The 26,639-nt window shown below is 41.0% G+C and carries 40 protein-coding genes; all 40 read right to left on the bottom strand.

The window, feature by feature from the left end:
• Nucleotide 1 precedes the first annotated feature (1 nt).
• Nucleotides 2-859, bottom strand: coding sequence for an energy-coupling factor transporter ATPase (locus LMF89_RS17055; protein ID WP_229536148.1), 858 nt, complete (start codon nt 857-859; stop codon nt 2-4).
• A complete protein-coding gene (locus LMF89_RS17060) occupies nt 850-1,683 on the bottom strand; it encodes an energy-coupling factor transporter ATPase (RefSeq protein WP_229536149.1) in 834 nt (277 codons plus the stop codon). Before LMF89_RS17060 ends, LMF89_RS17055 begins: the two co-directional genes overlap by 10 nt.
• Before the next feature lie 275 nt (nt 1,684-1,958).
• A complete protein-coding gene (gene rplQ / locus LMF89_RS17065) occupies nt 1,959-2,297 on the bottom strand; it encodes a 50S ribosomal protein L17 (protein ID WP_007937665.1) in 339 nt (112 codons plus the stop codon).
• A 14-nt stretch (nt 2,298-2,311) separates the two neighbouring features.
• Nucleotides 2,312-3,271 carry a DNA-directed RNA polymerase subunit alpha gene (locus LMF89_RS17070; RefSeq protein ID WP_007961563.1) on the bottom strand — a complete coding sequence of 320 codons (960 nt, stop codon included), beginning with the start codon at nt 3,269-3,271 and terminating at the stop codon, nt 2,312-2,314.
• A gap of 89 nt (nt 3,272-3,360) precedes the next feature.
• Nucleotides 3,361-3,996, bottom strand: coding sequence for a 30S ribosomal protein S4 (rpsD, locus tag LMF89_RS17075; RefSeq protein WP_007937669.1), 636 nt, complete (start codon nt 3,994-3,996; stop codon nt 3,361-3,363).
• A gap of 26 nt (nt 3,997-4,022) precedes the next feature.
• Nucleotides 4,023-4,415 carry a 30S ribosomal protein S11 gene (gene rpsK, locus LMF89_RS17080; protein ID WP_007937671.1) on the bottom strand — a complete coding sequence of 131 codons (393 nt, stop codon included), beginning with the start codon at nt 4,413-4,415 and terminating at the stop codon, nt 4,023-4,025.
• Between the two features lie 17 nt (nt 4,416-4,432).
• Nucleotides 4,433-4,804, bottom strand: a complete 372-nt coding sequence (gene rpsM / locus LMF89_RS17085; protein WP_007937673.1) for a 30S ribosomal protein S13 — start codon at nt 4,802-4,804, stop codon at nt 4,433-4,435.
• A gap of 14 nt (nt 4,805-4,818) precedes the next feature.
• Nucleotides 4,819-4,932: a 50S ribosomal protein L36 gene (gene rpmJ, locus LMF89_RS17090; protein WP_007937679.1), complete on the bottom strand. Its 114-nt coding sequence runs from the start codon at nt 4,930-4,932 to the stop codon at nt 4,819-4,821.
• A 78-nt stretch (nt 4,933-5,010) separates the two neighbouring features.
• A complete protein-coding gene (gene infA / locus LMF89_RS17095; RefSeq protein ID WP_007937682.1) occupies nt 5,011-5,229 on the bottom strand; it encodes a translation initiation factor IF-1 in 219 nt (72 codons plus the stop codon).
• A gap of 24 nt (nt 5,230-5,253) precedes the next feature.
• Entirely contained in the window at nt 5,254-5,538 is a 285-nt protein-coding gene (locus tag LMF89_RS17100; RefSeq protein WP_007961562.1) for a KOW domain-containing RNA-binding protein, read from the bottom strand.
• A 12-nt stretch (nt 5,539-5,550) separates the two neighbouring features.
• The gene (gene map / locus LMF89_RS17105) at nt 5,551-6,297 is read right to left on the bottom strand and encodes a type I methionyl aminopeptidase (RefSeq protein ID WP_007961561.1); all 747 of its coding nucleotides are present in this window, start codon (nt 6,295-6,297) and stop codon (nt 5,551-5,553) included.
• A 2-nt stretch (nt 6,298-6,299) separates the two neighbouring features.
• Nucleotides 6,300-6,947 (bottom strand): adenylate kinase, encoded by a 648-nt coding sequence (locus LMF89_RS17110; RefSeq protein WP_007961560.1) that lies wholly within the window; start codon nt 6,945-6,947, stop codon nt 6,300-6,302.
• A gap of 15 nt (nt 6,948-6,962) precedes the next feature.
• Nucleotides 6,963-8,219: a preprotein translocase subunit SecY gene (gene secY, locus LMF89_RS17115; RefSeq protein ID WP_007961559.1), complete on the bottom strand. Its 1,257-nt coding sequence runs from the start codon at nt 8,217-8,219 to the stop codon at nt 6,963-6,965.
• Nucleotides 8,220-8,660, bottom strand: coding sequence for a 50S ribosomal protein L15 (gene rplO, locus LMF89_RS17120; RefSeq protein ID WP_007961558.1), 441 nt, complete (start codon nt 8,658-8,660; stop codon nt 8,220-8,222).
• Nucleotides 8,661-8,679: 19 nt separating this feature from the next.
• A complete protein-coding gene (gene rpmD, locus LMF89_RS17125; protein ID WP_007937694.1) occupies nt 8,680-8,865 on the bottom strand; it encodes a 50S ribosomal protein L30 in 186 nt (61 codons plus the stop codon).
• Between the two features lie 13 nt (nt 8,866-8,878).
• Complete coding sequence (gene rpsE, locus LMF89_RS17130) at nt 8,879-9,379, bottom strand: 30S ribosomal protein S5 (protein ID WP_007937696.1); 501 nt, start codon at nt 9,377-9,379, stop codon at nt 8,879-8,881.
• An 18-nt stretch (nt 9,380-9,397) separates the two neighbouring features.
• Nucleotides 9,398-9,760 carry a 50S ribosomal protein L18 gene (gene rplR, locus LMF89_RS17135; RefSeq protein WP_007961556.1) on the bottom strand — a complete coding sequence of 121 codons (363 nt, stop codon included), beginning with the start codon at nt 9,758-9,760 and terminating at the stop codon, nt 9,398-9,400.
• A gap of 26 nt (nt 9,761-9,786) precedes the next feature.
• Nucleotides 9,787-10,338, bottom strand: coding sequence for a 50S ribosomal protein L6 (rplF, locus tag LMF89_RS17140; RefSeq protein WP_229536150.1), 552 nt, complete (start codon nt 10,336-10,338; stop codon nt 9,787-9,789).
• Nucleotides 10,339-10,363: 25 nt separating this feature from the next.
• Nucleotides 10,364-10,762 carry a 30S ribosomal protein S8 gene (gene rpsH / locus LMF89_RS17145; protein ID WP_007937701.1) on the bottom strand — a complete coding sequence of 133 codons (399 nt, stop codon included), beginning with the start codon at nt 10,760-10,762 and terminating at the stop codon, nt 10,364-10,366.
• 24 nt (nt 10,763-10,786) lie between these two features.
• Entirely contained in the window at nt 10,787-10,972 is a 186-nt protein-coding gene (locus LMF89_RS17150) for a type Z 30S ribosomal protein S14 (RefSeq protein WP_007937703.1), read from the bottom strand.
• Nucleotides 10,973-10,986: 14 nt separating this feature from the next.
• The gene (rplE, locus tag LMF89_RS17155; protein ID WP_007937705.1) at nt 10,987-11,526 is read right to left on the bottom strand and encodes a 50S ribosomal protein L5; all 540 of its coding nucleotides are present in this window, start codon (nt 11,524-11,526) and stop codon (nt 10,987-10,989) included.
• Nucleotides 11,527-11,551: 25 nt separating this feature from the next.
• The gene (rplX, locus tag LMF89_RS17160) at nt 11,552-11,884 is read right to left on the bottom strand and encodes a 50S ribosomal protein L24 (RefSeq protein WP_007937707.1); all 333 of its coding nucleotides are present in this window, start codon (nt 11,882-11,884) and stop codon (nt 11,552-11,554) included.
• Nucleotides 11,885-11,901: 17 nt separating this feature from the next.
• Nucleotides 11,902-12,270 carry a 50S ribosomal protein L14 gene (gene rplN, locus LMF89_RS17165; protein WP_007937713.1) on the bottom strand — a complete coding sequence of 123 codons (369 nt, stop codon included), beginning with the start codon at nt 12,268-12,270 and terminating at the stop codon, nt 11,902-11,904.
• A 68-nt stretch (nt 12,271-12,338) separates the two neighbouring features.
• Complete coding sequence (gene rpsQ / locus LMF89_RS17170) at nt 12,339-12,596, bottom strand: 30S ribosomal protein S17 (protein ID WP_007937715.1); 258 nt, start codon at nt 12,594-12,596, stop codon at nt 12,339-12,341.
• Between the two features lie 71 nt (nt 12,597-12,667).
• On the bottom strand, nt 12,668-12,865 hold the full coding sequence (gene rpmC, locus LMF89_RS17175) for a 50S ribosomal protein L29 (RefSeq protein WP_007937717.1): 198 nt from the start codon (nt 12,863-12,865) through the stop codon (nt 12,668-12,670).
• Nucleotides 12,855-13,310 (bottom strand): 50S ribosomal protein L16, encoded by a 456-nt coding sequence (rplP, locus tag LMF89_RS17180; protein ID WP_007937719.1) that lies wholly within the window; start codon nt 13,308-13,310, stop codon nt 12,855-12,857. The genes rpmC and rplP overlap by 11 nt, the downstream gene beginning before the upstream one ends.
• Entirely contained in the window at nt 13,310-13,978 is a 669-nt protein-coding gene (gene rpsC, locus LMF89_RS17185) for a 30S ribosomal protein S3 (protein WP_229536151.1), read from the bottom strand. The genes rplP and rpsC overlap by 1 nt, the downstream gene beginning before the upstream one ends.
• A gap of 22 nt (nt 13,979-14,000) precedes the next feature.
• Complete coding sequence (rplV, locus tag LMF89_RS17190; RefSeq protein WP_229536152.1) at nt 14,001-14,333, bottom strand: 50S ribosomal protein L22; 333 nt, start codon at nt 14,331-14,333, stop codon at nt 14,001-14,003.
• 32 nt (nt 14,334-14,365) lie between these two features.
• Entirely contained in the window at nt 14,366-14,647 is a 282-nt protein-coding gene (gene rpsS / locus LMF89_RS17195; protein ID WP_007937725.1) for a 30S ribosomal protein S19, read from the bottom strand.
• 44 nt (nt 14,648-14,691) lie between these two features.
• Entirely contained in the window at nt 14,692-15,519 is an 828-nt protein-coding gene (gene rplB / locus LMF89_RS17200) for a 50S ribosomal protein L2 (protein ID WP_007961548.1), read from the bottom strand.
• A 30-nt stretch (nt 15,520-15,549) separates the two neighbouring features.
• Nucleotides 15,550-15,837: a 50S ribosomal protein L23 gene (gene rplW / locus LMF89_RS17205; RefSeq protein ID WP_007937727.1), complete on the bottom strand. Its 288-nt coding sequence runs from the start codon at nt 15,835-15,837 to the stop codon at nt 15,550-15,552.
• Nucleotides 15,837-16,466, bottom strand: a complete 630-nt coding sequence (gene rplD, locus LMF89_RS17210; RefSeq protein ID WP_229536153.1) for a 50S ribosomal protein L4 — start codon at nt 16,464-16,466, stop codon at nt 15,837-15,839. Before rplD ends, rplW begins: the two co-directional genes overlap by 1 nt.
• A gap of 78 nt (nt 16,467-16,544) precedes the next feature.
• Entirely contained in the window at nt 16,545-17,186 is a 642-nt protein-coding gene (gene rplC, locus LMF89_RS17215; RefSeq protein ID WP_007961544.1) for a 50S ribosomal protein L3, read from the bottom strand.
• Nucleotides 17,187-17,200: 14 nt separating this feature from the next.
• Nucleotides 17,201-17,512 (bottom strand): 30S ribosomal protein S10, encoded by a 312-nt coding sequence (gene rpsJ / locus LMF89_RS17220; protein ID WP_007937730.1) that lies wholly within the window; start codon nt 17,510-17,512, stop codon nt 17,201-17,203.
• 156 nt (nt 17,513-17,668) lie between these two features.
• Nucleotides 17,669-18,871 carry an elongation factor Tu gene (tuf, locus tag LMF89_RS17225; RefSeq protein WP_045820633.1) on the bottom strand — a complete coding sequence of 401 codons (1,203 nt, stop codon included), beginning with the start codon at nt 18,869-18,871 and terminating at the stop codon, nt 17,669-17,671.
• A gap of 15 nt (nt 18,872-18,886) precedes the next feature.
• Nucleotides 18,887-20,971: an elongation factor G gene (gene fusA, locus LMF89_RS17230; RefSeq protein ID WP_229536154.1), complete on the bottom strand. Its 2,085-nt coding sequence runs from the start codon at nt 20,969-20,971 to the stop codon at nt 18,887-18,889.
• A 38-nt stretch (nt 20,972-21,009) separates the two neighbouring features.
• Complete coding sequence (gene rpsG / locus LMF89_RS17235) at nt 21,010-21,480, bottom strand: 30S ribosomal protein S7 (RefSeq protein ID WP_007937795.1); 471 nt, start codon at nt 21,478-21,480, stop codon at nt 21,010-21,012.
• Nucleotides 21,481-21,517: 37 nt separating this feature from the next.
• Nucleotides 21,518-21,892, bottom strand: a complete 375-nt coding sequence (rpsL, locus tag LMF89_RS17240; RefSeq protein WP_007937796.1) for a 30S ribosomal protein S12 — start codon at nt 21,890-21,892, stop codon at nt 21,518-21,520.
• Nucleotides 21,893-21,987: 95 nt separating this feature from the next.
• Complete coding sequence (locus tag LMF89_RS17245; protein ID WP_007955618.1) at nt 21,988-22,266, bottom strand: L7Ae/L30e/S12e/Gadd45 family ribosomal protein; 279 nt, start codon at nt 22,264-22,266, stop codon at nt 21,988-21,990.
• Between the two features lie 422 nt (nt 22,267-22,688).
• Nucleotides 22,689-26,639: a DNA-directed RNA polymerase subunit beta' gene (gene rpoC / locus LMF89_RS17250; protein ID WP_304622613.1), complete on the bottom strand. Its 3,951-nt coding sequence runs from the start codon at nt 26,637-26,639 to the stop codon at nt 22,689-22,691.

Consider the following 26,639-nt stretch of genomic DNA (forward strand, 5'->3'; position numbering starts at 1 on the left):
GTTAACCCCTCCTTACGGCTTTATATACGTTTTGAGCAGCAGTTGCAATATCGATTACTGCGCTATCAATTTCTAAACCCCGTTGTTTAAATTGATTCATCAATAAAGTAAGGGGAGGTACATCCACACCTGCTTCTTTTAACTGGGCCTGATGATTACAGAAAATATCCTTTGGTTTTCCATCTAAGAGAATTTCACCTTTATTCATAACAATCAATCGATTCGCCATACGCGCAACATCTTCCATATTGTGCGAAACCAAGACGACGGTAATCCCTGTAGCCTGATGTAAATTCATGATTTGCCCAAAAATTTCATCCCGGCCTCGCGGATCAAGTCCAGCAGAAGGCTCATCTAGAACTAAATATTTCGGATCTAAGGCTACCACACCTGCAATGGCAACTCGCCTCATTTGCCCTCCACTCAGCTGAAATGGCGTACGTTTTGCAAATTTTTCAAAATCAAGACCAACGAAGTCAAGTGCCTTTTTTACTCTGGTCTCAATTTCCTCTTCCTTTACGCCCAGATTGCGTGGACCAAAGGCAATATCTTCATATACACTTTCTTCAAATAGTTGATGTTCTGGATATTGAAACACCATACCTACACTTCGTTTGGCATTCCTTGCAGTTTCTCCCTTTTCATGTATATTCTGTCCATCTATGTGAACCATACCTGATGAAGGTTTTAATAGACCATTTAGATGCTGCACCAATGTTGATTTGCCAGAGCCGGTATGTCCAATAATTCCAACAAATTCACCCTGTTTTATTTCAAGATTAATCTTTTTTATTGCCGCCTTTTCATATGGGGTTTTAGACATGTAAATGTAAGTAACATCTTGTAATCTTATGGACATACAGCCACCACCAATTCTGTATCTGTAATAATGTCTTCTGGTATTTTCATATTAAGCTGCCGTAAACGATATGCAAATTCTGCCGCTACAGGAACGTCAAGGCCTAATTCTTTTAAACGATTCACTTGACTAAAGACCATCTTAGGCACGCCTTCCAAAACGACCTTGCCTTGCTCCATAACAATGACACGATCCGCAGCTACCGCTTCTTCCATAAAATGCGTAATATATACGACTGTTATATTCTGTTCACGATGCAGTCTGAGTACAGTCGATAAGACTTCTTGTCTCCCCTGAGGATCAAGCATTGCTGTCGGTTCATCTAGCACTAAGCAATTAGAACGCATGGCTAATACTCCAGCAATCGCCACTCGCTGTTTTTGTCCACCTGATAATAAGTGAGGGCTATGCTGCCGATAGTCTTCCATACCTACATCTTTCAATGCTTCCGTTACTCGATTTCTAATTTCTTTTGGCGGCACCCCTAAGTTTTCCGGACCAAAAGCAACATCTTCTTCTACTAAGGTGGCAACAATTTGATTGTCTGGGTTTTGAAATACCATACCAACAGACTGTCTAATTTCCCAAAGATTTTCTTGATCTTTCGTATCCATCCCATCGATGAGACACTGACCGCTTGAAGGGATCAGTAGTGCATTCAGATGCTTTGCCAATGTAGATTTGCCTGATCCATTGGTGCCAATAATAGCGACAAACTCGCCTTTTCCTATGGCTATATTTATATGATCAAGTGCCTGTACCTCTTCGCCCTCATGGGCAAGATACGTATGGCACATATCTTTCACTGTTATAAACTCTCCCATATCGCGTTACCCCTTTATATGTAAAAAATATCATTTTTGAACCACAGAAGCGCAAAGAGCACAAAGTTTTTACACCAGGGGTTATCTTTCATTTTTTCGTGTACCCTTTGTGTACCGTGATAGCGGTATTGTGCCTTTGTGGTTCAATTTTTTTATTAAATTATTTCAATCATATAGAAATAAAGACGGCCTAAAAGGCCGCCTTCCCTATAAACCACAATAACCAGGCGACGAGGCCAAGTATATGCCTTTGTCACCTGGCCCAATTGCAAACGTTAGACCAATTCCAATATTACCATTGGTGCAGCATCGCCACGACGCGGTCCCAATTTCATAATACGAGTATAACCGCCTTGACGAGTAGCATATTTAGGGGCAATCACGTCAAACAATTTTGTAACTACTTCTTCATCCATGAGGCTTGATAACACTTGACGGCGAGCATGTAAGTCACCGCGCTTAGCCAAAGTAATCATCTTTTCAGCAAGACCATTAATTTCTTTCGCTTTAGCTTCTGTTGTTTCAATACGCTCGTATGCAAAGAAGGAAGTCAAGATGCTGCGAAACAGCGCTTTACGTGCGCTAGAGTCTCGTCCTAACTTTCTATAGCCCATTTTCTTCCCTCCCTTTATTCTTCCTCTTCACTAAGTCCAAGACCTAGTTCGATTAATTTTTTCTTCACTTCTTCCATTGATTTACGACCAAGGTTACGCACCTTCATCATATCATCTTCGGATTTTTGTACCAAGTCCGCCACTGTATTAATTCCTGCCCGCTTCAAGCAGTTATAAGAACGTACAGACAGATCCAAATCTTCAATCGTCATATCCATGATTTTTGAATTTCCTTCTTCTACCACTTCGGTAAAAGTACCATCGATACTATCTTCTTCAGGAATTATGCCTGCTAAATTCTGGAATAGCTTCAAATGAGCGACCATAATACTAGCAGATTTGCTTACAGCTTCTTCTGGTCTGATACTTCCATCCGTCCATACTTCCAGAGTTAATTTATCGTAATCAGTAACGTTCCCGACACGAGTATCAGTGATCTGATAGTTAACTCTCTGAATGGGTGAAAAAATGGAGTCAATCGGAATAATACCGATCACATGTTCAGGTTTTTTGTTCTTGTCGCCAGGAACATAACCCCGACCACGTTCTACGGTGATTTCCATTTTTAGCGATCCACTAGCATCAACTGTCGCCAAATGTAATTCGGGATTTAGAACCTCAATATCCGGGTCAACAAGAATATCTCCTGCTGTAACTTCCCCTTCAGTCAATCGTTCAATTCTCAAAGTCTTTGGTTCATCATTGTGCATTTTTAGACGCAATGTTTTTAAATTCAGGATAATGTCGGTAACGTCTTCCCGAACACCTGGAATGGTAGAAAACTCATGAAGAACGCCTTCAATTTTAACCGCTGTAATTGCGGCCCCCTGCAGGGAGGACAGCAATATACGGCGTAAACTGTTGCCAAGGGTAGTACCATAACCACGTTCTAGTGGTTCACATACAAACTTGCCATAACGATTGTCTTCACTCAGTTCTACAATTTCAATCTTCGGTTTTTCGATTTCGATCATCTGGAAAAACCCTCCTCTTTGCGTACGATTAAGTTACGCCATACCCACGGTTGAGGGCAAAATGCGGATTATCTTCAAAAACATTTTGATTATCTGGAGTATAATTCGACAATCAGATGCTCTTGAACTGGTGTGTCAATTTCCTCACGAGTGGGGTAACGCAATACTGTACCATTCATTACCTCTTGAGTTGGTCTTTCCAACCAAGGTGCCACTGTTTTGTGAGCAAGAGATTCTGTAATTTCTTTAATTAATGGTGATTCTTTACTGGATTCATGAACCGCAATAACATCACCAGGTTTAATTAAATAAGATGGAATGTCTACTCTTTTTCCATTAACAGTGAAATGTCTGTGAGTAACCAATTGTCTAGCTTGCGTACGGCTTGCCGCAAAACCAAGACGGTATACTACATTATCCAGACGTCTTTCCAGCAATACCAGCAAGTTTTCACCAGTAATGCCTTTTTGACGATCTGCTTTGTCAAAATAGGAACGGAATTGAGTTTCCAAAATTCCATAAACGCGACGTGCTTTTTGTTTTTCTCGTAGTTGAACACCATACTCGGAAACTTTCTTACGAGTTTGGCCTTGGCCATGTTGACCAGGTGCATACGCACGTTTACCTACTGAACATTTGTCCGTATAGCATCTTTCGCCTTTAAGATATAATTTTGTGCCTTCACGACGGCATTGTCTACAAACAGGTCCTGTATATCTAGCCATGTATATTTAACACCTCCCGAAACTTCTTATACTCTTCTACGCTTAGGTGGACGGCATCCATTATGAGGTACAGGCGTGCAATCTTTAATAGAACTTACTTCTAATCCAGATGCCTGTAGTGATCTAATGGCTGCTTCCCGACCTGAGCCAGGTCCTTTTACAAAAACTTCAACCTGTTTTAATCCATGTTCCATTGCCGCTTTAGCAGCTGTTTCTGCTGCCATTTGCGCAGCAAATGGAGTGCTCTTACGAGAACCTCTAAATCCAAGTCCACCCGCACTAGCCCAAGACAAAACATTACCCTTTGTATCGGAAATAGTCACAATCGTATTATTAAAAGTAGAACGAATATGTGCTTGACCATGCTCAATATTCTTACGTTCTTTTCTTTTTGGTCTAATAGCTTTCTTAGCAACCAATCTTTATCCCTCCTCTACTACTTTTTCTTTTTCGCTCCAACAGTCCGTTTTGGACCTTTGCGGGTGCGGGCATTCGTCTTAGTACGTTGACCACGTACAGGAAGACCCATACGGTGACGTTTACCACGATAACATCCAATTTCAATCAGACGTTTAATATTGAGTGCTTGTTCACGGCGTAAGTCGCCTTCTACTCTATGATTCTTATCAATCGCTTCACGCAATTTCACAACTTCTTCTTCTGTTAAATCGCGTGTACGTGTATCAGGATTAATCCCAGTAGCTGCCAAGATTTCCTTGGAAGTTGTAAGACCAATACCAAAAATGTATGTTAAAGAGATCTCAATTCTTTTATCACGCGGTAAATCTATTCCGGCAATACGTGCCATCTATAGTACACCTCCTATCCTTGCTTTTGTTTATGTTTAGGATTTTCACAAATCACCATTACATGTCCATTACGTTTAATTACCTTGCATTTTTCACAAATGGGTTTGACCGACGGTCTCACTTTCATTTGCCAGTCCTCCTTTTCATATATTCACGAACTCGCGCTCTTCGATTGCTACCGAAAGCATCTTACCTTACGAATCCGCTATTTGAAACGGTAGGTAATACGGCCACGCTTTAAGTCATAAGGCGTAAGCTCTACAGTTACTCTATCCCCAGGTAAAATCCGGATAAAGTTCATGCGGATTTTACCTGAGACATGCGCCAATACGACATGCTCATTCTCCAGTTTAACCTGGAACATAGCATTAGGCAAGGCTTCGACAACCGTACCTTCAACCTCAATTACATCTTGCTTGGACACGAGATATCCCTCCTAGTCCGCTTATCACAGATTCTCTGGCTTGTATAAAACCTGAATGGCGTGGCGAACTTCCTCATCCGTAACTTTTATACCAGATTGAATCTTTTCCGCCACACTTTTGGCAATAGAATTAAGAACATTAACATGCCGGATATTTTTGCGTTTAGGATTCACTATTTTTCGATCTCTGCCGTTGACAAGCAGGAGATTTTTATTATTTTGCATCCCAACCACAAGATACATCTGCATCTCATCTCTTCCGGCAATACTAGTAACAAGTTGACCCATTGATATATTCACGACTGACACCAGAGCTGCCTCCTATAACTTAGTTAGAATCTCCGGCTTACCGTCAGTGATGGCAATCGAATGTTCAAAATGCGCTGAGCGCTTGCCGTCAAGAGTTACAACCGTCCAACCATCGTCAAGTGTCTTTACTTCATAAGTGCCCAGATTGACCATTGGCTCAATGGCCAACGTCATACCAGCTTTTAATCGTGGCCCACGGCCAGGATCGCCATAATTGGGGACCTGTGGATCTTCATGCATACTCCGGCCAATCCCATGCCCAACATAATCACGCACCACACCAAAACCATGTTGTTCTGCGTGAACCTGGACGGCATGAGAAATATCACTTAGACGATTACCTAGAATTGCTTGCTCAATGCCTTTATACAAAGACTCTTCGGTAACATCCAAAAGTTTTTGTACTTCGGCATCAACTTCACCAACAGCTACTGTAATCGCGGCATCGCCATTGTATCCATTTATTACCGCTCCAATATCAATACTAACATTATCTCCAGATTTTAACTTTCTTAATCCTGGAATGCCATGTACGACTTCTTCATTTATTGAAGAACAAATATTTCCTGTAAAGCCATGGTATCCCTTAAAAGCAGGAATCGCACCACGACCTTTAATATATTCTTCGGCTATTCTGTCCAGATCTAGCGTAGTGACCCCGGGTTTAGCGGCTTTTTTAACCTCAACCAACGTTTCTGCCACTATTTTACCTGCATCACGCAAGTAATTAATTTCTCGCTCTGATTTAAGGATGATCATACCTACTCGCCCCTCAGACTGTGAACTATATCAGCAAATACTTTATCAATCGGCTGACGGCCATCAATTTCACTATAAAGACCTTTGTCTTGATAGAATTCAATTAAAGGCTTCGTCTGGCTGCTATACACTGATAAGCGTTTCGTAACCGTTTCTTCCGTATCATCAGCACGCTGATAGATTTCACCATCGCATTTATCACATTTACCGTCCTTTGTGGAAGGGTTAAATAGTACATGGAAGGTAGCGCCACAACCTTTGCAGATACGACGCCCCGTCATGCGACTAATTAAATCTTCTACAGGAACATTAATATTAATAACGCGATTTAATTTTATTCCCAGTTCCACCAAGGTACTATCTAAAGCATCTGCTTGTTCAATCGTCCTGGGGAAACCATCGAGAATAAAACCTTTATGACAATCAGGTTTAGCCAATCTTTCTTTCACTATCCCAATAGTTACACTATCAGGTACTAGTTGCCCAGCATCCATGCAAGCTTTCGCTTGCTTGCCAAGTTCAGTTCCTTCTTTTACTGCTGCACGAAACATGTCGCCAGTAGAAATGTGGGGAATTTGAAATTCTGCAACTAATTCTGCCGCCTGTGTACCTTTACCAGCTCCAGGCGGTCCCATTAACAGGATATACATTGCGAAGCGACCTCCCTACTTCATAAAGCCTTGATAGTGACGCATTAAAACAATCGCCTCTATTTGCTTCATAGTGTCAAGTGCCACGCCTACCACAATTAAAAGGGCGGTACCGCCAAAATTTAACCCTGGAATATTTGTCACAGCTGCAATAAAGTTCGGCAGTATGGCAATACCTGCAAGAAAAATGGAACCTGCAAGGGTGATTCTGGTCATAACTCGATCCAAATAATCAGCAGTCGGTTTACCCGGGCGCAGTCCTGGAATAAAACCACCGTATTTTTTCATGTTCTCTGCCATATCCGATATGTTCAAAGTAACCGCAGTATAGAAATACGTGAAGAAAATAATAAGCAACGCATACAATGCTGTCTGCAGCGGCGTACCCCACGCAAAATATCCTGCCACAGTTTTTACCCAGGCAATATCAACAAACTGGGCAATAGTTACTGGAAACATCAGCACGGATGACGCAAAGATTATTGGTATAACTCCCGCCTGATTTACTTTCAGTGGGATATGAGTAGAGTGACCACCGTAGGTTTTACGGCCAACTACTCGTTTTGCATATTGCACCGGAATTCTTCTTTGACCTTGTGTAATGGCAATTACCAAAACAATCATGGCCAAGGCAATAATTGCGAATAACAATACATTGAAGATATTAATGGTACCTGCGGTAAGATATTCATACAACATATACAAACCATCAGGCAATCTGGATACAATCCCGGCAAAGATAATCAGCGAAATGCCGTTACCAATACCTTTCTCAGTAATTTGCTCTCCAAGCCACATTAGGAAAGTAGTTCCTGCCGTAAGTGTCAATGCAATCAATAACGTAGAAGCAATGCCTGGATTAATAATTGCTGCTTTTAGTCCAATCGCCATACCAATTGCTTGAATAAATCCGAGAAGAACAGTGCCGTAGCGAGTAATTTGCGTTAGCTTCTTACGACCTTCTTCGCCTTCTTTAGACCATTGTTCAAAAGTTGGAACAACAATAGTAATCAGCTGCATAATAATCGAAGCATTAATGTAGGGTGTGATACTCATTGCAAAGATGGAAAACTTACTCAATGCTCCACCAGAAAACAAATCTAACAAGCCAAATAAGTTACCGCTGGTAAACATTTGTTCAATAACAGAAACATCGACTCCAGGAACTGGAATATGCGTACCAGCTCTGAATACTAAAAACATGGCTAGGGTAAAAACTACCTTTTGTCTAAGCTCAGTGATCTTTAGTATGTTGGACAGAGCAGAAAGCACTTAGACCACCTCAACTTTTCCGCCAGCTGCTTGAATTTTTTCTTCAGCTGACTTGGTAAAGCCATTAGCAATTACAGTAAGTGATTTAGTCAGTTCGCCATTGCCCAAAATACGTACGCCGTCACGAACATTTTTTAAAATACCACTTTCGATTAAAGCTACAGGGTCAACCACTGCACCGTCTTCAAAACGATTCAAGTCAGAAATATTTACTTCTGCATAGTCTTTTCCAAATTTATTGTAAAAACCACGTTTTGGCAATCTACGGTAAAGAGGCATTTGACCACCCTCGAAACCAGGACGAACACCGCCGCCAGCACGAGAATTTTGACCTTTATGACCTTTACCTGCTGTTTTACCAAGACCTGAACCTAAGCCACGACCTACACGAGTGCGGACTTTCTTTGAACCAGGCGCAGGAGCTAATTCATGTAATTTCATTATTAGCGCCTCCTCTCAATTAGTCTTGTATTTCTTCAACTGTTACAAGGTGCTCCACTTTACGAACCATGCCGCGAATAACTGGAGTATCATCTTGCGTTACAAAAGTATTTGTTTTCTTAAGCCCCAGAGCCTTTACAGTAGCTCGTTGATCTTCTGGTCTGCCGATCAGGCTTCTGGTAAGAGTGATTTTGAGTTTTGACATTGTAAATTCCTCCTTAACCCAAAAGTTCCTGAACGGTTTTACCGCGAAGTGCGGCTACTTCTTCAGCACGTTTCAATTGCTTCAAACCTGTTAAAGTAGCACGTACCATGTTATTAGCATTAGAAGAACCAAGGGATTTCGTTAAGATATCATGAATCCCGGCAAGTTCAAGTACGGCACGTGCTGGACCACCAGCAATAACACCGGTACCTTCTGATGCAGGCTTCATAAATACTTTACCAGCGCCAAATACGCCGAGAATTTGATGAGGAATGGTAGTGCCTACCAAAGGAACATTAATTAAGTTCTTTTTAGCATCTTCCACACCTTTTCTGATTGCTTCCGGTACTTCGCCAGCTTTACCCAAACCAGCACCAACGTGACCATTTTCGTCACCAACAACAACTAGTGCACTAAAGGAAAAACGGCGACCGCCTTTTACTACTTTAGCAACCCTGTTTATGAATACAACTTTCTCTTTCAGATCGAGAGTTGTGTAATCAATTCTGGACATTCATTTACCTCCTTTTGCTTAAAATTCCAGCCCTGCTTCACGCGCTGCCTGGGCCAAAGCTGCTACTCTACCATGATAAATGTAACCACCACGGTCAAATACCACTTTGTTAATTCCTTTTGCCAAAGCACGTGATGCAACTGCTGCACCTACAGCCTTAGCTGCTTCTATATTACCGCCATAGGTTACGCCAAGATCTTTATCCATAGTGCTAGCGGCAACTAATGTAGTACCAGTAACATCATCAATAACTTGAGCATACATATGACTTAGGCTACGAAATACGTTTAAACGTGGTCTTGCTGCAGTACCTGAAACAAGCTTACGTACACGTAAATGACGTTTTTGCCTAGCTTTATTTTTAATCCCTTTACGAAGCAAAGTGGTCACTCCTTTCACTTAAAATCTTACTTCTTACCTTTACCGCCTGCTTTACCTACTTTACGGCGAACAACTTCACCTTCATAACGAACGCCTTTACCTTTGTAAGGTTCAGGTTCTCTATATTTACGGATTTTAGCTGCTAATGCGCCAACGTCTTCTTTGTTGATGCCAGAAACAATAATTTTATTGGGAGCCGGAACATCAAGGGTCATTCCTTCAGGAGCCGCAACTTCTAAGGGATGAGAAAAACCTAATGTTAAAGCTACATTTTTACCAGCTTTAGCTGCTCTGTAACCAACACCGACAATTTCAAGAGTTTTGGTGAAACCTTGGGTAACACCAATTACCATATTTGACAGCAATGTACGAGTCAAACCATGTAATGATCTATGCTGTTTTTCATCTGAAGGCCGTTTTACAACAAGGGTATTGTCTTCAAGTTCCAATATCATATCTTTATGAATGGCACGAGTCAATTCGCCTTTAGGGCCTTTTACCGATACCTGATTACCATCGCCAATCGTAATTGTTACGCCGGCAGGGATAGCAATCGGCATTCTACCGATTCTTGACATATGTGCACCTCCTTAACTACAAAAATTACCAGACGAAAGCTAATACTTCGCCGCCAAGTCCTTCGCGACGAGCTTGCTTATCAGTCATAATCCCCTTGGAAGTTGAAATAATTGCAACACCAAGGCCACCCAACACGCGGGGCATTTGATCTTTTCTTGCATAAACACGTAATCCTGGTTTAGAAATACGCTTAATGCCAGTAATTACTTTTTCACGATTAGGTCCATATTTTAAACTTGCTCTTAATACACCTTGTTTATCATCTTTAACAATTTCGAAATCCTTAATAAATCCTTCTGCTTTCAAAAGCTGCGCAATTGCTTGCTTAATTTTTGAGGCAGGAATTTCTACTTTGTCATGATAAACCGAGTTTGCATTACGAATACGAGTAAGCATATCTGCAATTGGATCGGTCATTACCATTTAACATTACCTCCTTCCTGTAATCTACCAGCTAGCCTTAGTTATCCCAGGAATGACACCTTTATAGCTCAATTCCCTAAAACAAATACGGCACATTTCAAATTTACGTAAATAACCATGTGGACGACCGCAAACTTTACATCTATTGTACTTACGTACGCTAAATTTAGGTTCAAGTTTCCATTTTTCAATTAATGCTTTCTTGGCCACGAGTGTCCCTCCTTTTACGCACTGAACGGCATGCCCATAAGCTTTAACAGTTCGCGTGCCTCTTCATCCGTTTTCGCTGTGGTTACGATAATAATATCCATACCACGAACTTTATCAACCTTTTCATACTCAATTTCAGGGAAAATCAATTGTTCTTTAATACCCATGGTATAGTTGCCGCGACCATCAAAGGATTTTGGGCTAACACCGCGGAAATCGCGAACACGTGGTAATGCAATGTTTAGTAATTTATCTAAAAACTCATACATACGTTGTCCACGCAGGGTAACTTTAGCGCCAATCGGCATACCTTCACGGATTTTAAATGCTGCAATTGATTTTTTCGCACGGGTTACTACTGGTTTTTGACCGGCAATAATCGTCATATCATTAATGGCAACATCTAGGACTTTAGGATTGCTTACTGCTTCACCTACGCCCATATTTAGAACCACTTTTTCAATTTTAGGGATTTCCATAATGTTTTTATAGCCAAATTTCTCCATCAGACCTTTAGCTACTTCATCACTATATTTTTCTTTCATTCTGGACAAGTGTCGTTACCTCCTTTCTGCGTGATTATTTATCGATTATTTCGCCACATTTTTTACAAGTACGAACTGATGCTCCGCTTGCAAGAGATGTTTTCTTAATACGTGTTGCTTGATCGCAAGCTGGGCACACCAGCATTACTTTTGCTGAATGTAGCGGAGCTTCTTTTACAATAATACCACCTTGAGGTAAGTTTTGCGAAGGTTTAGTATGACGTTTTACTGTATTTAGTCCTTCAACTACAACTTTGCTCTTCTTAGGTAGTGCTTGAATGATTTTGCCGGTTTTACCTTTATCTTTACCAGACAAAACTACGATCTTATCGCCTTTTTTGACGTGTAGTTTTTTCGCTTCTGACATCCCGGATACCTCCTAACTTAGATTACTTCCGGCGCCAGCGAGATAATCTTCATAAAGTCTTTCTCACGCAGTTCTCTCGCTACTGGCCCAAATATACGAGTTCCTCTAGGGCTTTTATCTTCCTTAATTATAACTGCGGCATTCTCATCGAAGCGGATATAAGATCCATCAGGGCGACGTAAGCCTTTTTTCGAACGTACTACTACGGCTTTCACTACGTCACCTTTTTTAACCATCCCGCCAGGAGAAGCAGATTTTACTGCCGCAACAATAACATCACCAATGTTTGCATATCTACGATAAGAACCGCCTAATGCTCTGATGCACATGATTTGTTTCGCACCGCTGTTATCGCCAACATTAAGAATCGTTTGTTGTTGAATCATCCTGTTCCCTCCTTTTGAAGGTTAGAGGTCGAGGTTCAATTTTACGAACTGCGAACTCCAAACCTCACTTATTTAGCTCTTTCAATAATTTTTGTAACTCTCCAGCGCTTATCCTTAGACAGCGGACGAGTTTCCATAACTTCGACAATATCGCCAATATGGCTTTCATTGTTTTCATCATGGGCTTTAAATTTCACAGTCTTTTTAATGGATTTCTTGTAAAGAGGATGTTGCACTAAACGCTCTATTGCTACAACAATGGTTTTATCCATTTTATCACTTATTACTTTACCAAATTTAACTTTACGATCATTTCTTTCACTCACGTCCAATTAGCCTCCTTCCGTTCTAACTTACACTTAACGGCACTATTACTTTAAGAACGTTTATCAGAACGCTACGCTTGCTTAATTTCTTGCTCACGTTGAATGGTCTTAACTCTGGCAATACTCTTTTTAACTTCTTTAATCCGCATAGGATTTTCCAATTGACCAGTAGCAAGTTGGAATCTGAGGTTAAATAATTCTTCTTTGAGTACAGCTATTTTTTGGTTAAGTTCAGTTGCGTTCATTTCACGGAAGTCTTTAACCTTCATGTACTTCACCACCCACTTCTTCTTGCGGTTCAGCAACAGCTTCCCGTTTCACAAACTTTGTTTTGATAGGAAGTTTATGAGCAGCCAAGCGCATAGCTTCTTTAGCCACTTCTTCGCTAACGCCATCCATTTCAAACATTACACGACCTGGCTTTACTACTGCTACCCAGTATTCGGTTGAACCTTTACCGCTACCCATACGAGTTTCAGCAGGTTTCGCAGTAATTGGTTTATCTGGGAATATTTTAATCCAGACTTTACCACCACGTTTAATGTAACGAGTCATCGCAATACGAGCTGCTTCGATTTGACGGTTAGTAATCCATGCTGGTTCTAACGCTGCCAATCCGAACTCGCCATGACTTACGGTATTGCCTCTAGTTGCTTTACCTTTCATACGACCACGGAATTGTTTACGATGTTTCACTCTTTTTGGCAGTAGCATTATTTTTCGCTCCCTTCAACAGCGGCAGCGGCTTTTTTAGCTTCTGGCAAAATTTCACCTTTATAGATCCATACTTTTACGCCAATTAAGCCGTAAGTAGTATGTGCTTCAGCTGTACCATAGTCAATATCAGCTCTAAGAGTGTGAAGAGGAATACTACCTTCACGGGCAGCTTCACTTCGAGCAATCTCAGCGCCGCCTAAACGACCGCCACACATTACTTTAATACCTTTTGCGCCCATACGCATAGTGCGTTGGATGGATTGCTTCATAGCACGACGGAAAGCGATACGTCTTTCTAATTGAGCCGCAATATTTTCCGCAACCAATTGAGCATCAACGTCAGGCTGTCTAATTTCAGCAATGTTTATATCAACTTGCTTACCAGTAAGCGTTTTTAAATTCTTTTTCAATTCTTCAATACCAGCGCCACCACGACCAATGATCATACCAGGTTTTGCTGTATGAATTACAACTTTAACACGGTTAGCCGCTCTTTCGATCACAACTTTGGATACACCCGCAGTGAAAGCCTTTGTTTTGATAAATTTACGAATTTTTAAATCTTCGTGTAAATTATTTGCAAAGTCTTTACCAGCATACCACTTAGCATCCCAAGTTTTAATAATTCCAAGGCGTAAACCATGAGGATGAATTTTCTGACCCACTTTGTTTTCCCTCCTTCACTCGTTATCTTTCGTTTACAACAACTGTCACATGACTGCTGCGTTTTAAAATTTTAAAAGCTTGCCCACGTGACCGCGGATGAATACGTTTCAAGGTAGGTCCTTGGTCAACATAAGCTGCGGAAACATAGAGTTTATCTGAATTTAAATCGTTATTGTGTTCTGCGTTTGCAATCGCCGATTGGAGTACTTTTAACAGCACTTCAGATCCAATTTTCGGCGTATTTTTCAAAATTGCATATGCTTCACCAACGTTTTTACCACGAATCAAGTCGATAACAACACGAATTTTACGTGGCGCAATGCGAATGTGTCTAGCAATTGCTTTAGCTTCCATACACTAACCCCCTTCCAGTAACTATCACGAAATTACCGTAATGATGTAGATCTTTCTGAACCAGAATGACCTTTATATGTCCGAGTAGGTGCAAACTCACCTAGTTTGTGACCTACCATATCTTCAGTAATGTAGACAGGTACGTGTTTACGTCCATCATGTACCGCAACAGTATGTCCAACGAAATTAGGAAGAATGGTAGAACTACGCGACCAGGTCTTAATAACCTTTTTGTCGCCAGCTGCGTTCATTGCGTCAATTTTTTTCATCACGCTTGGATGAACATAAGGTCCCTTTTTAATTGATCTGGACACTTGATTAGCCTCCCTTCTCTATCCAGTTAGCCCTTAGGCTTTAACTACTTCGTACGTCTTTTTACAATCATCTTGTTAGATGTTTTATTACGACGAGTCTTAACACCATAAGCATGTTTGCCCCAAGGTGTAACAGGATGTTTACGACCTACAGGTGAATGACCTTCACCACCACCATGTGGATGATCGATAGGATTCATCGCAACACCACGGTTAGCAGGACGAATACCAAGCCAACGAGAACGGCCAGCTTTACCAATTGTAATGTTTTCATGTTCCAAGTTACCCACTTGACCAATGGTAGCTTTACAATTAATATGCACTTTACGTTGTTCGCCAGAAGGCAATCTTAAAAGCGCATGCTCGCCTTCTTTTGCCATAAGTTGTGCAGATGCACCAGCGGAACGAACCATTTGTCCGCCTTTGCCGATTTTAAGTTCAATGTTATGAAGTTGAGTACCTACAGGGATATTTTTAATTGGTAACGCATTACCTACTTTAATATCTGCCTCAGGACCACTCATAATTTTATCATCAACTTTTAGACCATTAGGAGCTAAAATATAACGTTTTTCTCCGTCTGCATAGTGTAATAGTGCAATACGAGCTGAACGATTAGGATCATACTCAATTGTAGCTACTTTTGCTATGATTCCGTCTTTATTACGTTTGAAGTCAATGATTCTATACTGACGTTTATGACCGCCGCCTTGATGTCTAACAGTCATGCGACCTTGGTTGTTACGGCCAGCACGTTGTTGAAGAGTTTCAACTAGTGAACGTTCTGGTCGATCCGTAGTAATTTCTTCAAAATTAGACCCAGTCATAAATCTTCGACTTGGTGTATAAGGTTTAAAGCTTTTTACTGCCATTATTGCCCCTCCTTTTCAATAAATTTCAGGCTATACGCCTTCAAAGAATTCTATATTCTGACCAGGAGCCAGTTTTACAATTGCTTTTTTGTAATCCGGACGCTTACCTTCTGTTTTACCCATACGTTTGGTTTTACCCATAACGCGGATGGTGTGCACAGCTAGTACTTTTACTTTGAAAATTTGCTCTACAGCTTGACGAATTTCTACTTTGTTAACTTTCAAAGGTACAACAAATGTATACTTATTTTCTTCCATCATAGCAGCAGTTTTCTCCGTAACAAGCGGACGAATCAGTACATCGCGCAAATTTTGCATTAGGCCAGCACCTCCTCAATACGGGTGATTGCTTCTTTTGTAACAAACACTTTGTCATGATACAAAAGATCGTATACATTTAAACTGCTGGAAGCCGGAATTGCTTTAACGCCAGGAATGTTACGAGCTGACTTTTCAACATTTTCTACAACTTCACCAGTAATAATTAAACTCTTTTTGTTTGCTGCATCAAAACCACTCAACATATTGATTACATTTTTAGTTTTTGGTGCATCAAAAGCAATGCTATCTACTACTACCAATTCTCCATCTTGAAGTTTTGCAGTTAAAGCAGATTTAATTGCCAAACGACGTTGTTTCCGTGGCATTCTGAATGCATAAGAACGTGGTTGCGGACCAAATGTAGTACCACCACCTACCCAAATTGGGGAACGGGTACTACCAGCGCGCGCACGACCTGTGCCCTTTTGTTTCCAAGGCTTTCTACCGCCACCACGTACTAGACCTCTTGTTTTAGTTGAAGCTGTTCCTAAGCGTTGACTAGCAAGTTGCATTACTACAGCTTGATGCAGTACCGCTTCATTTACTTCCACACCAAAAACGCTATCATTTAATTCTAATTCACCGGTTTTTGCTCCAGTGATATCATATACTGCTACTTTCGGCATATAGCACATCCTCCTTTCGTGGTCGAGGTTCAAGATTTGAAGTAAGTTACACTAACACCAAACCTAGAACCAACGAGATTATTTCTTAGGCTTTACTGTATTCTTAATCATCATAAAGCTTCCTTTAGGACCAGGAATACCGCCTTTTATTAAAATTAAATTCCGTTCAGCATCGACTCTTACAACAGTCAAGCGCTGCACAGTAACTTTTTGATTACCCATACGGCCAGGTAGTTTTTTACCTTTAAATACTTTACCGCCGCCGCCGCTCATCCGAGGTCCCATGGAACCTGGCTCACGATGGGATTTAGAACCATGGGCCATCGGTCCACGTCTAAAGTTCCAGCGTTTGATAACACCAGCAAAACCTTTACCTTTTGCAGTACCAGTAACATCAACGATTTCACCTTCAGTGAATATATCCACGCCAATTTCTTGACCAATCGTATATTCAGATGCTTCAGTCAATCGAATTTCTTTGATCAGTTTAACAGGTTTTACACCCGCTTTGGCAAAATGACCTTTCATTGGGCTAGTAACTCTTTTATCTTTAACAGTGCCAAAACCCAATTGCACCGCATTGTAGCCATCATTTTCAACTGTTTTATTTTGTAGTACAACACTATTGCCTGCTTCAATTACAGTAACAGGAACCAATTTACCATCTTGCGTAAAAATTTGTGTCATACCAAGTTTTTTACCTAAAATTCCTTTAGCCATTATTACACCTCCTCCTACAGCTTGATTTCAATGTCGACACCAGCCGGAAGATCCAGACGCATTAACGCATCAACGGTCTTGGAAGTCGGCTCAAGAATGTCAATCAGACGTTTGTGGGTACGCATTTCAAATTGTTCCCGGGAATCTTTATTGACATGTGGTGAACGCAGGACAGTGAAAATATTTTTCTCCGTAGGAAGTGGAATTGGCCCGGAAACCATTGCACCTGTTCTTTTTGCAGTGTCCACTATTTTAACCGCACTTTGATCCAGTGCTTTATGATCATATGCTTTAAGACGAATTCTGATTTTTTGTTGTTTAGCCATTGTATTTCCTCCTTATCGCCCAGTTTCTAGAACGGACATTCTCCGTGAAAATTCCCCCCGCACCTTGCAGGCAACCTTTCACGTCATCGCATGTTTGTAAAAAAATCTAAACCATTTTGATTGGGGCGACTACTGTCAGCCGCCCCAATCATTTTCTTACGCTTCAATCGCAGTAACTACGCCAGCGCCAACAGTACGGCCACCTTCGCGAATCGCGAAACGTAAACCTTCTTCAAGTGCAATTGGAGTGATAAGCTCAATCGACATTTGAATGTTGTCACCAGGCATAACCATTTCTACACCTTCTGGCAGATTTACTACACCAGTAACGTCTGTTGTACGGAAGTAGAATTGTGGACGATAGTTGGTAAAGAACGGAGTATGACGACCGCCTTCTTCTTTAGACAGTACATATACTTCTGCTTTGTACTTCGTGTGTTGGATGATAGAACCAGGTTTAGCCAATACTTGACCGCGCTCGATATCTTTACGTTCAACACCACGAAGAAGTGCACCAATGTTATCTCCTGCTACTGCAGAATCCAAAAGTTTACGGAACATTTCTACCCCGGTTACTACTACAGTTCTAGGTTTTTCAGTCATACCAACGATTTCAATGTTGTCGCCAACTTTGATTTCACCACGTTCTACACGGCCAGTAGCAACTGTCCCACGACCAGTAATGGTGAATACGTCTTCAACAGGCATTAAGAAAGGTTTGTCTGTTGCACGTACTGGAGTTGGAATGTACTCATCTACTTTATCCATCAGATCAAATATTTTTCCGCACCATTTGCATTCGCGACTTGCGCAACCGCAGTTAAGCGCTTGTACAGCGGAACCACACACTACAGGAATATCATCACCAGGGAATTCATAGCTGGAAAGAAGTTCACGAACTTCCATTTCAACCAATTCGATTAATTCATCATCATCAACCAAGTCAGCTTTGTTCAAGAACACTACCATGGAAGGTACGCCTACTTGACGAGACAATAGAATGTGTTCACGAGTTTGTGGCATAGGACCATCTGCAGCACTTACTACTAGAATCGCCCCATCCATTTGTGCAGCACCAGTGATCATGTTTTTTACATAGTCAGCATGGCCTGGGCAGTCAACGTGAGCATAGTGACGTTTTTCAGTCTCATACTCTACGTGAGCTGTATTAATCGTAATACCACGTTCTCTTTCTTCTGGAGCTTTATCGATCATGTCATATGCCATGAATTCTCCGCCACCATGTTTCGAAAGAGTCATGGTAATTGCAGCTGTTAAGGAAGTCTTACCATGATCCACGTGACCAATTGTCCCAATGTTAATATGTGGTTTATTTCTTTCAAACTTTTTCTTTGCCATTGTATTTTTGCCTCCTTATTTCTCTACGCCTTTTACTTTGGCGATAATCGCATCCGCAATACTTTTTGGTACTTCATCATAATGAGCAAAACTCATTGTGTAGTTACCGCGTCCTTGGGTTTTTGAACGTAAATCAGTTACATAACCGAACATTTCAGCCAGTGGTACAAAGGATTTAATGGATTGGGAACCATTATTGGCTTCCATACCTTCAATACGTCCACGACGTGAGTTCAAATCACCAATTACGTCACCCATATATTCTTCTGGTACAGTAACTTCTACCTTCATGTAAGGTTCCAAGATTACAGCACCCGCTTTCGCACAACCAGCTTTAAAGCCCATTGAGCCAGCTATTTTAAACGCCATTTCAGAAGAGTCAACATCATGGTAGGAACCTTCAATAACGGTTACTTTTACATCTACCATAGGGTAACCAGCTAAAACGCCGTTATCCATAGCTTCTTTACAACCTGCACCGATTGGCGCAATGTATTCTCTCGGAATGGAACCACCAACAACTTTACTTTCGAAAATAAAGCCTTGACCAGGTTCAAGAGGTTCGATTTCCAGCCAGCAATGACCGTATTGACCACGACCACCTGACTGACGAACAAATTTACCTTCAGATTTTACTTTTTTGCGGATGGTTTCACGATATGCAACTTGCGGCTTACCTACGCTGCAATCCACTTTGAATTCTCTGAGCATCCGGTCAACGATAATCTCTAAATGTAATTCACCAACGCCACCAATAATAGTTTGACCTGATTCCTGATTCGTGCTCACACTGAACGTAGGATCTTCTTCCGCCAAGCGCTGCAGTGCAATACCCATTTTTTCTTGGTCAGCTTTGGTTTTCGGTTCTACCGCTACGTGAATAACAGGTTCAGGGAAAACCATGGATTCAAGAATAATTTGATTTTTATCATCACAGAGAGTATCACCAGTTGTTGTATCTTTCAATCCAACAGCAGCAGCAATATCACCTGAGTATACTCTTTCAATTTCCTCACGGTGATTAGCATGCATTTGCAGGATACGTCCAATACGTTCTTTCTTACCTTTGGTCGAATTATATACATAAGACCCGGAAGAAAGTTCCCCAGAGTATACCCGGAAGAATGCTAGTTTACCAACATAAGGATCAGCCATAATCTTGAAAGCTAAAGCTGAAAACGGCAAGCTATCATCTGCTGCACGTTCGTCTTCTACCTCTGTATCAGGGTTGATACCTTTAATCGCTGGAACATCAATAGGTGCCGGCATATATGCAACAACTGCATCCAATAAAGGCTGCACACCTTTGTTTTTGTAAGAAGAACCACACAATACTGGAGTCATTTTGCAAGCAATCGTTGCTTTACGAATCCCAGCTACAATTTCTTCTAACGTAAATTCTTCACCCTCAAGATATTTCATCATGAGTTCATCGTCGCTTTCTGCCACAGCATCTAAAAGACCTTGACGGTATTCAGCAACATGTTCTTGCATATCTTCTGGAATCTCAGCAGCTTCACTAAATTTACCAAGGTCATCGGTGTAAACGACGGCTTTCATTTGCACCAAGTCTACATACCCTTTGAATCCACTTTCCAATCCAATTGGCAGTTGAACAGGCACTGCATTTGCACCTAAACGACTTTTTATCATATCGACAACTCGGTAAAAGTCAGCACCAAGAATATCCATTTTATTAACGTATGCCATACGAGGCACACCATATTTATCAGCTTGACGCCAAACAGTTTCTGATTGCGGTTCTACGCCACCTTTAGCGCAAAATACAGCTACAGCTCCGTCTAACACTCTGAGCGAGCGTTCTACCTCTACGGTAAAGTCCACGTGTCCTGGTGTGTCAATGATATTAATACGATGTCCAGACCATTCACAAGTTGTAGCTGCAGAAGTAATTGTAATACCCCGCTCTTGTTCTTGTACCATCCAGTCCATTGTCGCAGCGCCTTCATGCACTTCCCCAATCTTGTGTACCTTGCCAGTATAAAACAGTATACGTTCAGTCGTAGTGGTTTTGCCAGCGTCAATATGTGCCATAATACCGATATTTCTAGTATTATTAAGCGAGAATTTTCTGGCCACTATCATCACTCCTTACTGTTTAAGAAAACCTTAAAATCTTACCAACGATAATGTGCAAAAGCTTTATTAGCTTCAGCCATTTTATGTGTATCTTCTTTTTTCTTAATTGTTGCGCCAGTATTATTGGATGCATCAATTAATTCAGCTGCCAATCTCTCACGCATGGTTTTTTCACCGCGTAGTCTTGAGTAATTCACCAACCAGCGAATTCCAAGTGACAAACGACGATCCGCACGTACTTCAATCGGCACTTGATAGTTTGCACCACCAACACGGCGAGCACGTACTTCCAAAACTGGCATAACATTCTTCATTGCTGTTTCAAAAACCTCTAACGGATCTTTGCCGGTTTTAGCCCGGATAATATCAAATGCATCATATACAATATTTTCAGCAACACTTTTCTTGCCATCTAGCATTACTTTATTTACAAATCGAGTAACAATTTTAGAATTGTATACCGGATCTTGCAATACGTCGCGTTTTGTAACAGGTCCTTTTCTTGGCATATTGTCCCCTCCTTTTCCAGGGTTATCTAATTAATTTTTACTTTTTCGCACGTTTAGTACCATATTTCGATCTACCTTGACTACGTTTTTGCACACCAGCAGTGTCTAATGCACCACGAACAATGTGATAACGTACGCCCGGTAAATCCTTGATTCTACCACCTCTGATAAGCACAACACTATGTTCTTGCAAGTTATGACCGATACCAGGGATATAGGCAGTAACTTCAATACCATTTGTTAAACGTACCCTCGCTACTTTACGAAGTGCAGAGTTTGGTTTTTTAGGAGTAGTTGTATATACTCTCGTACACACACCACGCTTTTGCGGAGATTCCTTCAAAGCAGGCGCAGTAGATTTTTCTATAAGCGACTCTCTACCTTTACGTACTAATTGATTAATTGTTGGCATTCAATACACCCCCTTCCAAATTATCTTAGAATGATTATATAAAAATTTCACCTCAAATTTATGAGTTTAAGGCAAAACATTTAACATGGTTGCGTTTATTTCAAAACCGCTACTGCTGCTGCACCAACTTCAATGCCACAAGCACTTCCTAATTCCGCCATAGTAAGCGTCACTTCTACTGCCACATTTTTGCGTTCACACAACGTTCGCAGAGTTTCTACAAATCGTTGTTCAGCATCTTGAGCAATATATACAACTTGCACCAGCTCTTTTTCAACCGCTTTGGTGACTTGCTTGACACCAACTATTTTTTTAGCAATCTTCAGCTTCTCGAGCGACATACTGTTCACTCCCTTACTTAGCAAACCAGTCATTTCTCACTGGCCCTCTAATATATTATCATTACCCAAAGGCAATGTCAACAAACATATCTCAATAAATTCATATTTTCTCTATATTTGCAGGCTTTTTTTATGACCACGCTACCAGGTGTATCATTTTTTCCGTATTCTGTAATTTTTTTAGATAAAAATATTAAATTTACTGCTAGCCGAAGGTAATTATATCACTTTCCAAACTTTTGTCAAAGAATTTTCATAACCTAAATTTATGAAAATTCTTACGTATTCTTTAAAACATACAAAAAAAATTGAACCACAAAGGCGCAAAGGACACAAAGGGGTTTTATTTATATTGTGTGCCGCTGCAGCGGCATTGTGCTTTTGTGGTTCAAGGATTCTTTTTATGACCTACGTAAAAAAGAGGAACTTGATTAAGTACCAAGTTCCTCTTTTCATTACTCTACTTTTACACTTTTTGTATAAGTCAGCTTAATGTTTCGATAACGACTCATACCAGTACCTGCTGGTATTAGCTTACCGATAATAACATTTTCTTTAAGACCCAGCAACGGATCAATTTTACCTTTAATCGCAGCCTCGGTAAGTACACGAGTTGTTTCCTGGAAGGATGCTGCTGATAAGAAGGAGTCTGTCGCCAATGATGCTTTTGTAATACCAAGTAGGATAGGACGTGCCACAGATGGCTCACCGCCTGCTTCAATTGCCTTGGCATTTTCTTCTTCAAAGGTATTAGTATCAATATATTCACCCGGTAAAAGTTCAGTATCACCAGATTCCTCCGTTTTCACTTTATGGAGCATCTGCCTTACAATTACTTCGATGTGTTTATCATTAATTTCAACACCCTGAGATTTGTATACTTTTTGCACTTCATATACTAAATATCGTTGCGTAGCTTGAATACCGCATACACGTAAAATATCATGTGGATTTACAGAACCTTCTGTTAGACGGTCACCTGCAATAATTTGCTGTCCATCACGAACAATAATACGTGCACCATAAGGAATAGGATATATACGCTCCTCACCTGCGGCAGGTACTACTGTAATCTTACGCATACCTTTTACTTCTTTTGTGTCAACAGTAGCTACACCATCGATTTCTGTAATAATGGCTTGACGTTTTGGCTTACGAGCTTCAAACAGCTCTTCAACCCTTGGCAAACCTTGTGTAATATCATCGCCGGCAACACCGCCCGTATGGAAAGTACGCATAGTAAGCTGTGTCCCAGGTTCTCCGATGGATTGAGCTGCAATGATACCTACAGCTTCCCCTACATCTACAGCATGACCAGATGCTAGATTCCGGCCGTAACATTTAATACATACACCATATTGTGATTTACATGTAAGTACAGAACGAATCGATACTTTCTCACGGATGGCTACAATGCGATCTGCCAGTAGTTCACTAATCGTATCATTGATTTTTACAATGACTTCGCCAGTCTTAGGATCAACAATATCTTCGGCAACAAAACGACCTACAATACGATCTTTCAGCGATTCAATCACGCCAGTTCCTTCTGTAATCGCCTCAACCTCAATGCCCTTAATACTGTTGTTGCGTACTTTTACTTCCCGCACATCACTTACTAAAACAGCTTCAATCGCTTCTTCGGTAAGAGGTGTCTCGGCAGCAACAATTTCTACGCCTTGGCTGTCTTTAATAGCATTGGTAGTGTTTTTACCCAACATTTCACGTACCATAGCATTTTTCAGAAGTTCGCGCATTTTTTCTTCCGGTGCACCTAATACAATAGTCTCATTGGATGCAGAAGCATTAATATCTTCTTCCGTAGTTGTTGATACACCGCGCACCATAATTTCCGGTACTCCATGTTCACCAATAATACGCAAGTTATCATCAGCAAGAACTGTAGAACGAGGAATCAAGATGTCTGTTGTTTTCGGATCAAGAACATCTTCGGCTAAGACTCTTCCTAACAGTGTATCTCTAAGCACCTCAATTGCACCTGTACTGGATTTCGCCAATCGCGCCCGTTCACGGATCAGGTTAATTCCTACAACATCACAGTCCTCTTCACGAACAATAACATCTTGAGATACGTCAACCAAACGACGTGTCAAATATCCAGAATCGGCAGTTCTAAGTGCAGTATCGGCCAAACCTTTACGAGCACCATGAGTAGAAATAAAATACTCAAGAACCGTCAAACCTTCACGGAAGTTTGCCTTAATCGGACGGTCAATAATCCGGCCTGATGGATCAGCCATGAGCCCACGCATACCTGCCAACTGACGAATCTGTTGGATGTTACCACGAGCACCAGAGTTAGCCATCATATAAATCGGGTTAAAGCGATCCAGATTATTCATCATGGCTAAAGTAACATCATCTGTTGCTTTTGTCCATAATTCAATGGTTTTCTTATATCGTTCATCTTCCGTAATCAAACCACGGCGATATTGTTTATCAACAGTATCAACTCGGCCCTCAGTAGTCGCTAAGATTTCCTTCTTTTCAGGCGGTATATTGATATCAGCAATGGCTACAGTCATACCTGCACGACAAGCAAAAGCATAACCTAATCTTTTAACATTATCAATTACTACAGCCGTTTTAGAGTTACCAAATTGGCGATACGTCTCAGCTACCAATTTGCCAAGCTCTTTTTTATCCATCATAATACCTAAATGCCATTCGCCATCTTTTTGGAAGAAATAGCGGATTTCTTCAGGTAAGCTTTCGTTGAAAATCAAACGCCCCATGGTAGTAGTTACCAAACCATACTTTGGAAAACGTACTTTAATTATGGCATGAAGGGACAACTCTTTTTGATGATAAGCAAGTAATGCTTCGTTAATGTCACACATCATCTTACCTTCACCGATATCGCCCTCTTTTTCCATGGTAAGATAATATGCTCCTAGAACCATATCTTGGGTCGGTGTTACTACCGGTTTACCGTCTTTAGTTGATAAGATATTATGAGCAGCTAACATCAACATACGAGCTTCTGACTGGGCTTCTGCCGATAAAGGCACATGGACAGCCATTTGGTCACCATCAAAATCCGCGTTATATGCTGTACATACTAGAGGATGAAGTTTTATAGCGCGACCTTCAGACAGCACTGGTTCAAAAGCCTGAATACCTAATCTATGTAAGGTAGGAGCACGATTTAAAAGCACTGGATGCTCTTTAATAACTTCTTCCAATACATCCCAAACTTCCGGGCGCACTCGTTCGACCATACGTTTAGCACTCTTAATGTTATGGGCATGACCAGCATTCACTAGTTTTTTCATAACAAAAGGTTTAAACAATTCTAATGCCATTTCTTTTGGCAAACCGCATTGATGCAATTTCAGTTCAGGTCCAACAACGATAACTGAACGTCCAGAGTAATCGACACGCTTACCTAAGAGATTCTGACGGAAACGACCTTGTTTACCTTTGAGCATATCACTTAATGATTTAAGAGGACGGTTACCAGGACCAGTTACCGGGCGTCCACGACGACCATTGTCAATCAGAGCATCTACAGCTTCTTGTAGCATACGTTTTTCATTACGCACAATAATATCGGGAGCACCAAGATCTAACAATCGCTTCAAACGATTATTACGGTTAATGACTCTACGATACAAATCATTTAAATCAGAAGTAGCAAAACGACCACCATCAAGTTGTACCATTGGCCTGAGTTCAGGCGGAATAACTGGTACAACATCCATAATCATCCAGTCAGGACGATTACCTGATTTACGAAAAGCTTCTGTTACTTCTAAGCGGCGAATCGCTCTAATTTTACGCTGACCGCTAACTTCCTTCAGCTCTTGTTTTAGTTCTTTAGATATTTTTTCTAAATCAAGCTCTTCCAAAAGTTTTTTGACAGCTTCTGCACCCATGCCGACTTTAAAGGAACTGCCATATTTATCGCGATAATCCCGATACTCATTTTCCGTCAACAATTGACGTTTCATCAGCGGTGTTTCACCAGGATCCAGTACGATATAGGAAGCAAAGTATAATACTTTTTCCAAGGAGCGAGGCGATATATCTAATATCAGCCCCATACGGCTTGGAATACCTTTGAAATACCAAATATGAGATACAGGTGCGGCTAATTGTATATGCCCCATTCGATCTCGACGTACTTTGGAGCGAGTTACTTCCACGCCACAACGATCACAAACAATCCCTTTATAGCGAATACGTTTGTATTTACCGCAGTGGCACTCCCAGTCACGAGTTGGTCCAAATATTTTTTCACAAAATAAACCATCACGCTCAGGTTTTAGAGTACGGTAATTGATTGTCTCCGGTTTTTTTACCTCACCAAATGACCATTTGCGGATTTGCTCCGGAGAAGCCAATCCAATCCTCATAGAATCAAAATTGTTTACATCTAACAA

Origin of the sequence: Pelosinus baikalensis (assembly GCF_020819555.1) — a bacterium.
In the GTDB taxonomy this organism is placed as follows: Bacteria; Bacillota; Negativicutes; order DSM-13327; family DSM-13327; genus Pelosinus; species Pelosinus baikalensis.

Excerpts from the sequence above, each read along its gene's own strand:
- LMF89_RS17070 (WP_007961563.1), bottom strand. The coding sequence starts at position 3,271 with ATGATCGAAATCGAAAAACCGAAGATTGAAATTGTAGAACTGAGTGAA.
- rpsD (WP_007937669.1), bottom strand. The coding sequence starts at position 3,996 with ATGGCTAGATATACAGGACCTGTTTGTAGACAATGCCGTCGTGAAGGC.
- rplO (WP_007961558.1), bottom strand. The coding sequence starts at position 8,660 with ATGAAATTACATGAATTAGCTCCTGCGCCTGGTTCAAAGAAAGTCCGC.
- rplB (WP_007961548.1), bottom strand. The coding sequence starts at position 15,519 with ATGGCAGTAAAAAGCTTTAAACCTTATACACCAAGTCGAAGATTTATG.
- LMF89_RS17245 (WP_007955618.1), bottom strand. The coding sequence starts at position 22,266 with ATGACTGGTTTGCTAAGTAAGGGAGTGAACAGTATGTCGCTCGAGAAG.
- tuf (WP_045820633.1), bottom strand. The coding sequence starts at position 18,871 with ATGGCAAAGAAAAAGTTTGAAAGAAATAAACCACATATTAACATTGGG.
- LMF89_RS17060 (WP_229536149.1), bottom strand. The coding sequence starts at position 1,683 with ATGGGAGAGTTTATAACAGTGAAAGATATGTGCCATACGTATCTTGCC.
- map (WP_007961561.1), bottom strand. The coding sequence starts at position 6,297 with ATGATCATCCTTAAATCAGAGCGAGAAATTAATTACTTGCGTGATGCA.
- rpsJ (WP_007937730.1), bottom strand. The coding sequence starts at position 17,512 with ATGGCTAAACAACAAAAAATCAGAATTCGTCTTAAAGCATATGATCAT.
- rplV (WP_229536152.1), bottom strand. The coding sequence starts at position 14,333 with ATGGAAGCTAAAGCAATTGCTAGACACATTCGCATTGCGCCACGTAAA.
- rplP (WP_007937719.1), bottom strand. The coding sequence starts at position 13,310 with ATGCTACTGCCAAAAAGAGTGAAACATCGTAAACAATTCCGTGGTCGT.
- rplC (WP_007961544.1), bottom strand. The coding sequence starts at position 17,186 with ATGGCTAAAGGAATTTTAGGTAAAAAACTTGGTATGACACAAATTTTT.
- rpmC (WP_007937717.1), bottom strand. The coding sequence starts at position 12,865 with ATGAAGGTTAAAGACTTCCGTGAAATGAACGCAACTGAACTTAACCAA.
- rpsM (WP_007937673.1), bottom strand. The coding sequence starts at position 4,804 with ATGGCACGTATTGCCGGAATAGATTTACCGCGTGATAAAAGAATTGAG.
- rpsG (WP_007937795.1), bottom strand. The coding sequence starts at position 21,480 with ATGCCAAGAAAAGGACCTGTTACAAAACGCGACGTATTGCAAGATCCG.
- rplN (WP_007937713.1), bottom strand. The coding sequence starts at position 12,270 with ATGATTCAACAACAAACGATTCTTAATGTTGGCGATAACAGCGGTGCG.
- LMF89_RS17110 (WP_007961560.1), bottom strand. The coding sequence starts at position 6,947 with ATGTATATCCTGTTAATGGGACCGCCTGGAGCTGGTAAAGGTACACAG.
- rplQ (WP_007937665.1), bottom strand. The coding sequence starts at position 2,297 with ATGGGCTATAGAAAGTTAGGACGAGACTCTAGCGCACGTAAAGCGCTG.
- rplD (WP_229536153.1), bottom strand. The coding sequence starts at position 16,466 with ATGCCGAAAGTAGCAGTATATGATATCACTGGAGCAAAAACCGGTGAA.
- rplF (WP_229536150.1), bottom strand. The coding sequence starts at position 10,338 with ATGTCAAGAATCGGTAGAATGCCGATTGCTATCCCTGCCGGCGTAACA.
- rpsL (WP_007937796.1), bottom strand. The coding sequence starts at position 21,892 with ATGCCAACAATTAATCAATTAGTACGTAAAGGTAGAGAGTCGCTTATA.
- rpsH (WP_007937701.1), bottom strand. The coding sequence starts at position 10,762 with ATGGTAATGACCGATCCAATTGCAGATATGCTTACTCGTATTCGTAAT.
- LMF89_RS17055 (WP_229536148.1), bottom strand. The coding sequence starts at position 859 with ATGTCCATAAGATTACAAGATGTTACTTACATTTACATGTCTAAAACC.
- rpmD (WP_007937694.1), bottom strand. The coding sequence starts at position 8,865 with ATGTCAAAACTCAAAATCACTCTTACCAGAAGCCTGATCGGCAGACCA.
- rpsE (WP_007937696.1), bottom strand. The coding sequence starts at position 9,379 with ATGTCCAGAATTGATTACACAACTCTCGATCTGAAAGAGAAAGTTGTA.
- rplW (WP_007937727.1), bottom strand. The coding sequence starts at position 15,837 with ATGCAAAATTTGCGCGATGTACTGATTCGTCCGCTTGTTACGGAGAAA.
- rplX (WP_007937707.1), bottom strand. The coding sequence starts at position 11,884 with ATGTCAGAAGCGAAAAAACTACACGTCAAAAAAGGCGATAAGATCGTA.
- rpmJ (WP_007937679.1), bottom strand. The coding sequence starts at position 4,932 with ATGAAAGTGAGACCGTCGGTCAAACCCATTTGTGAAAAATGCAAGGTA.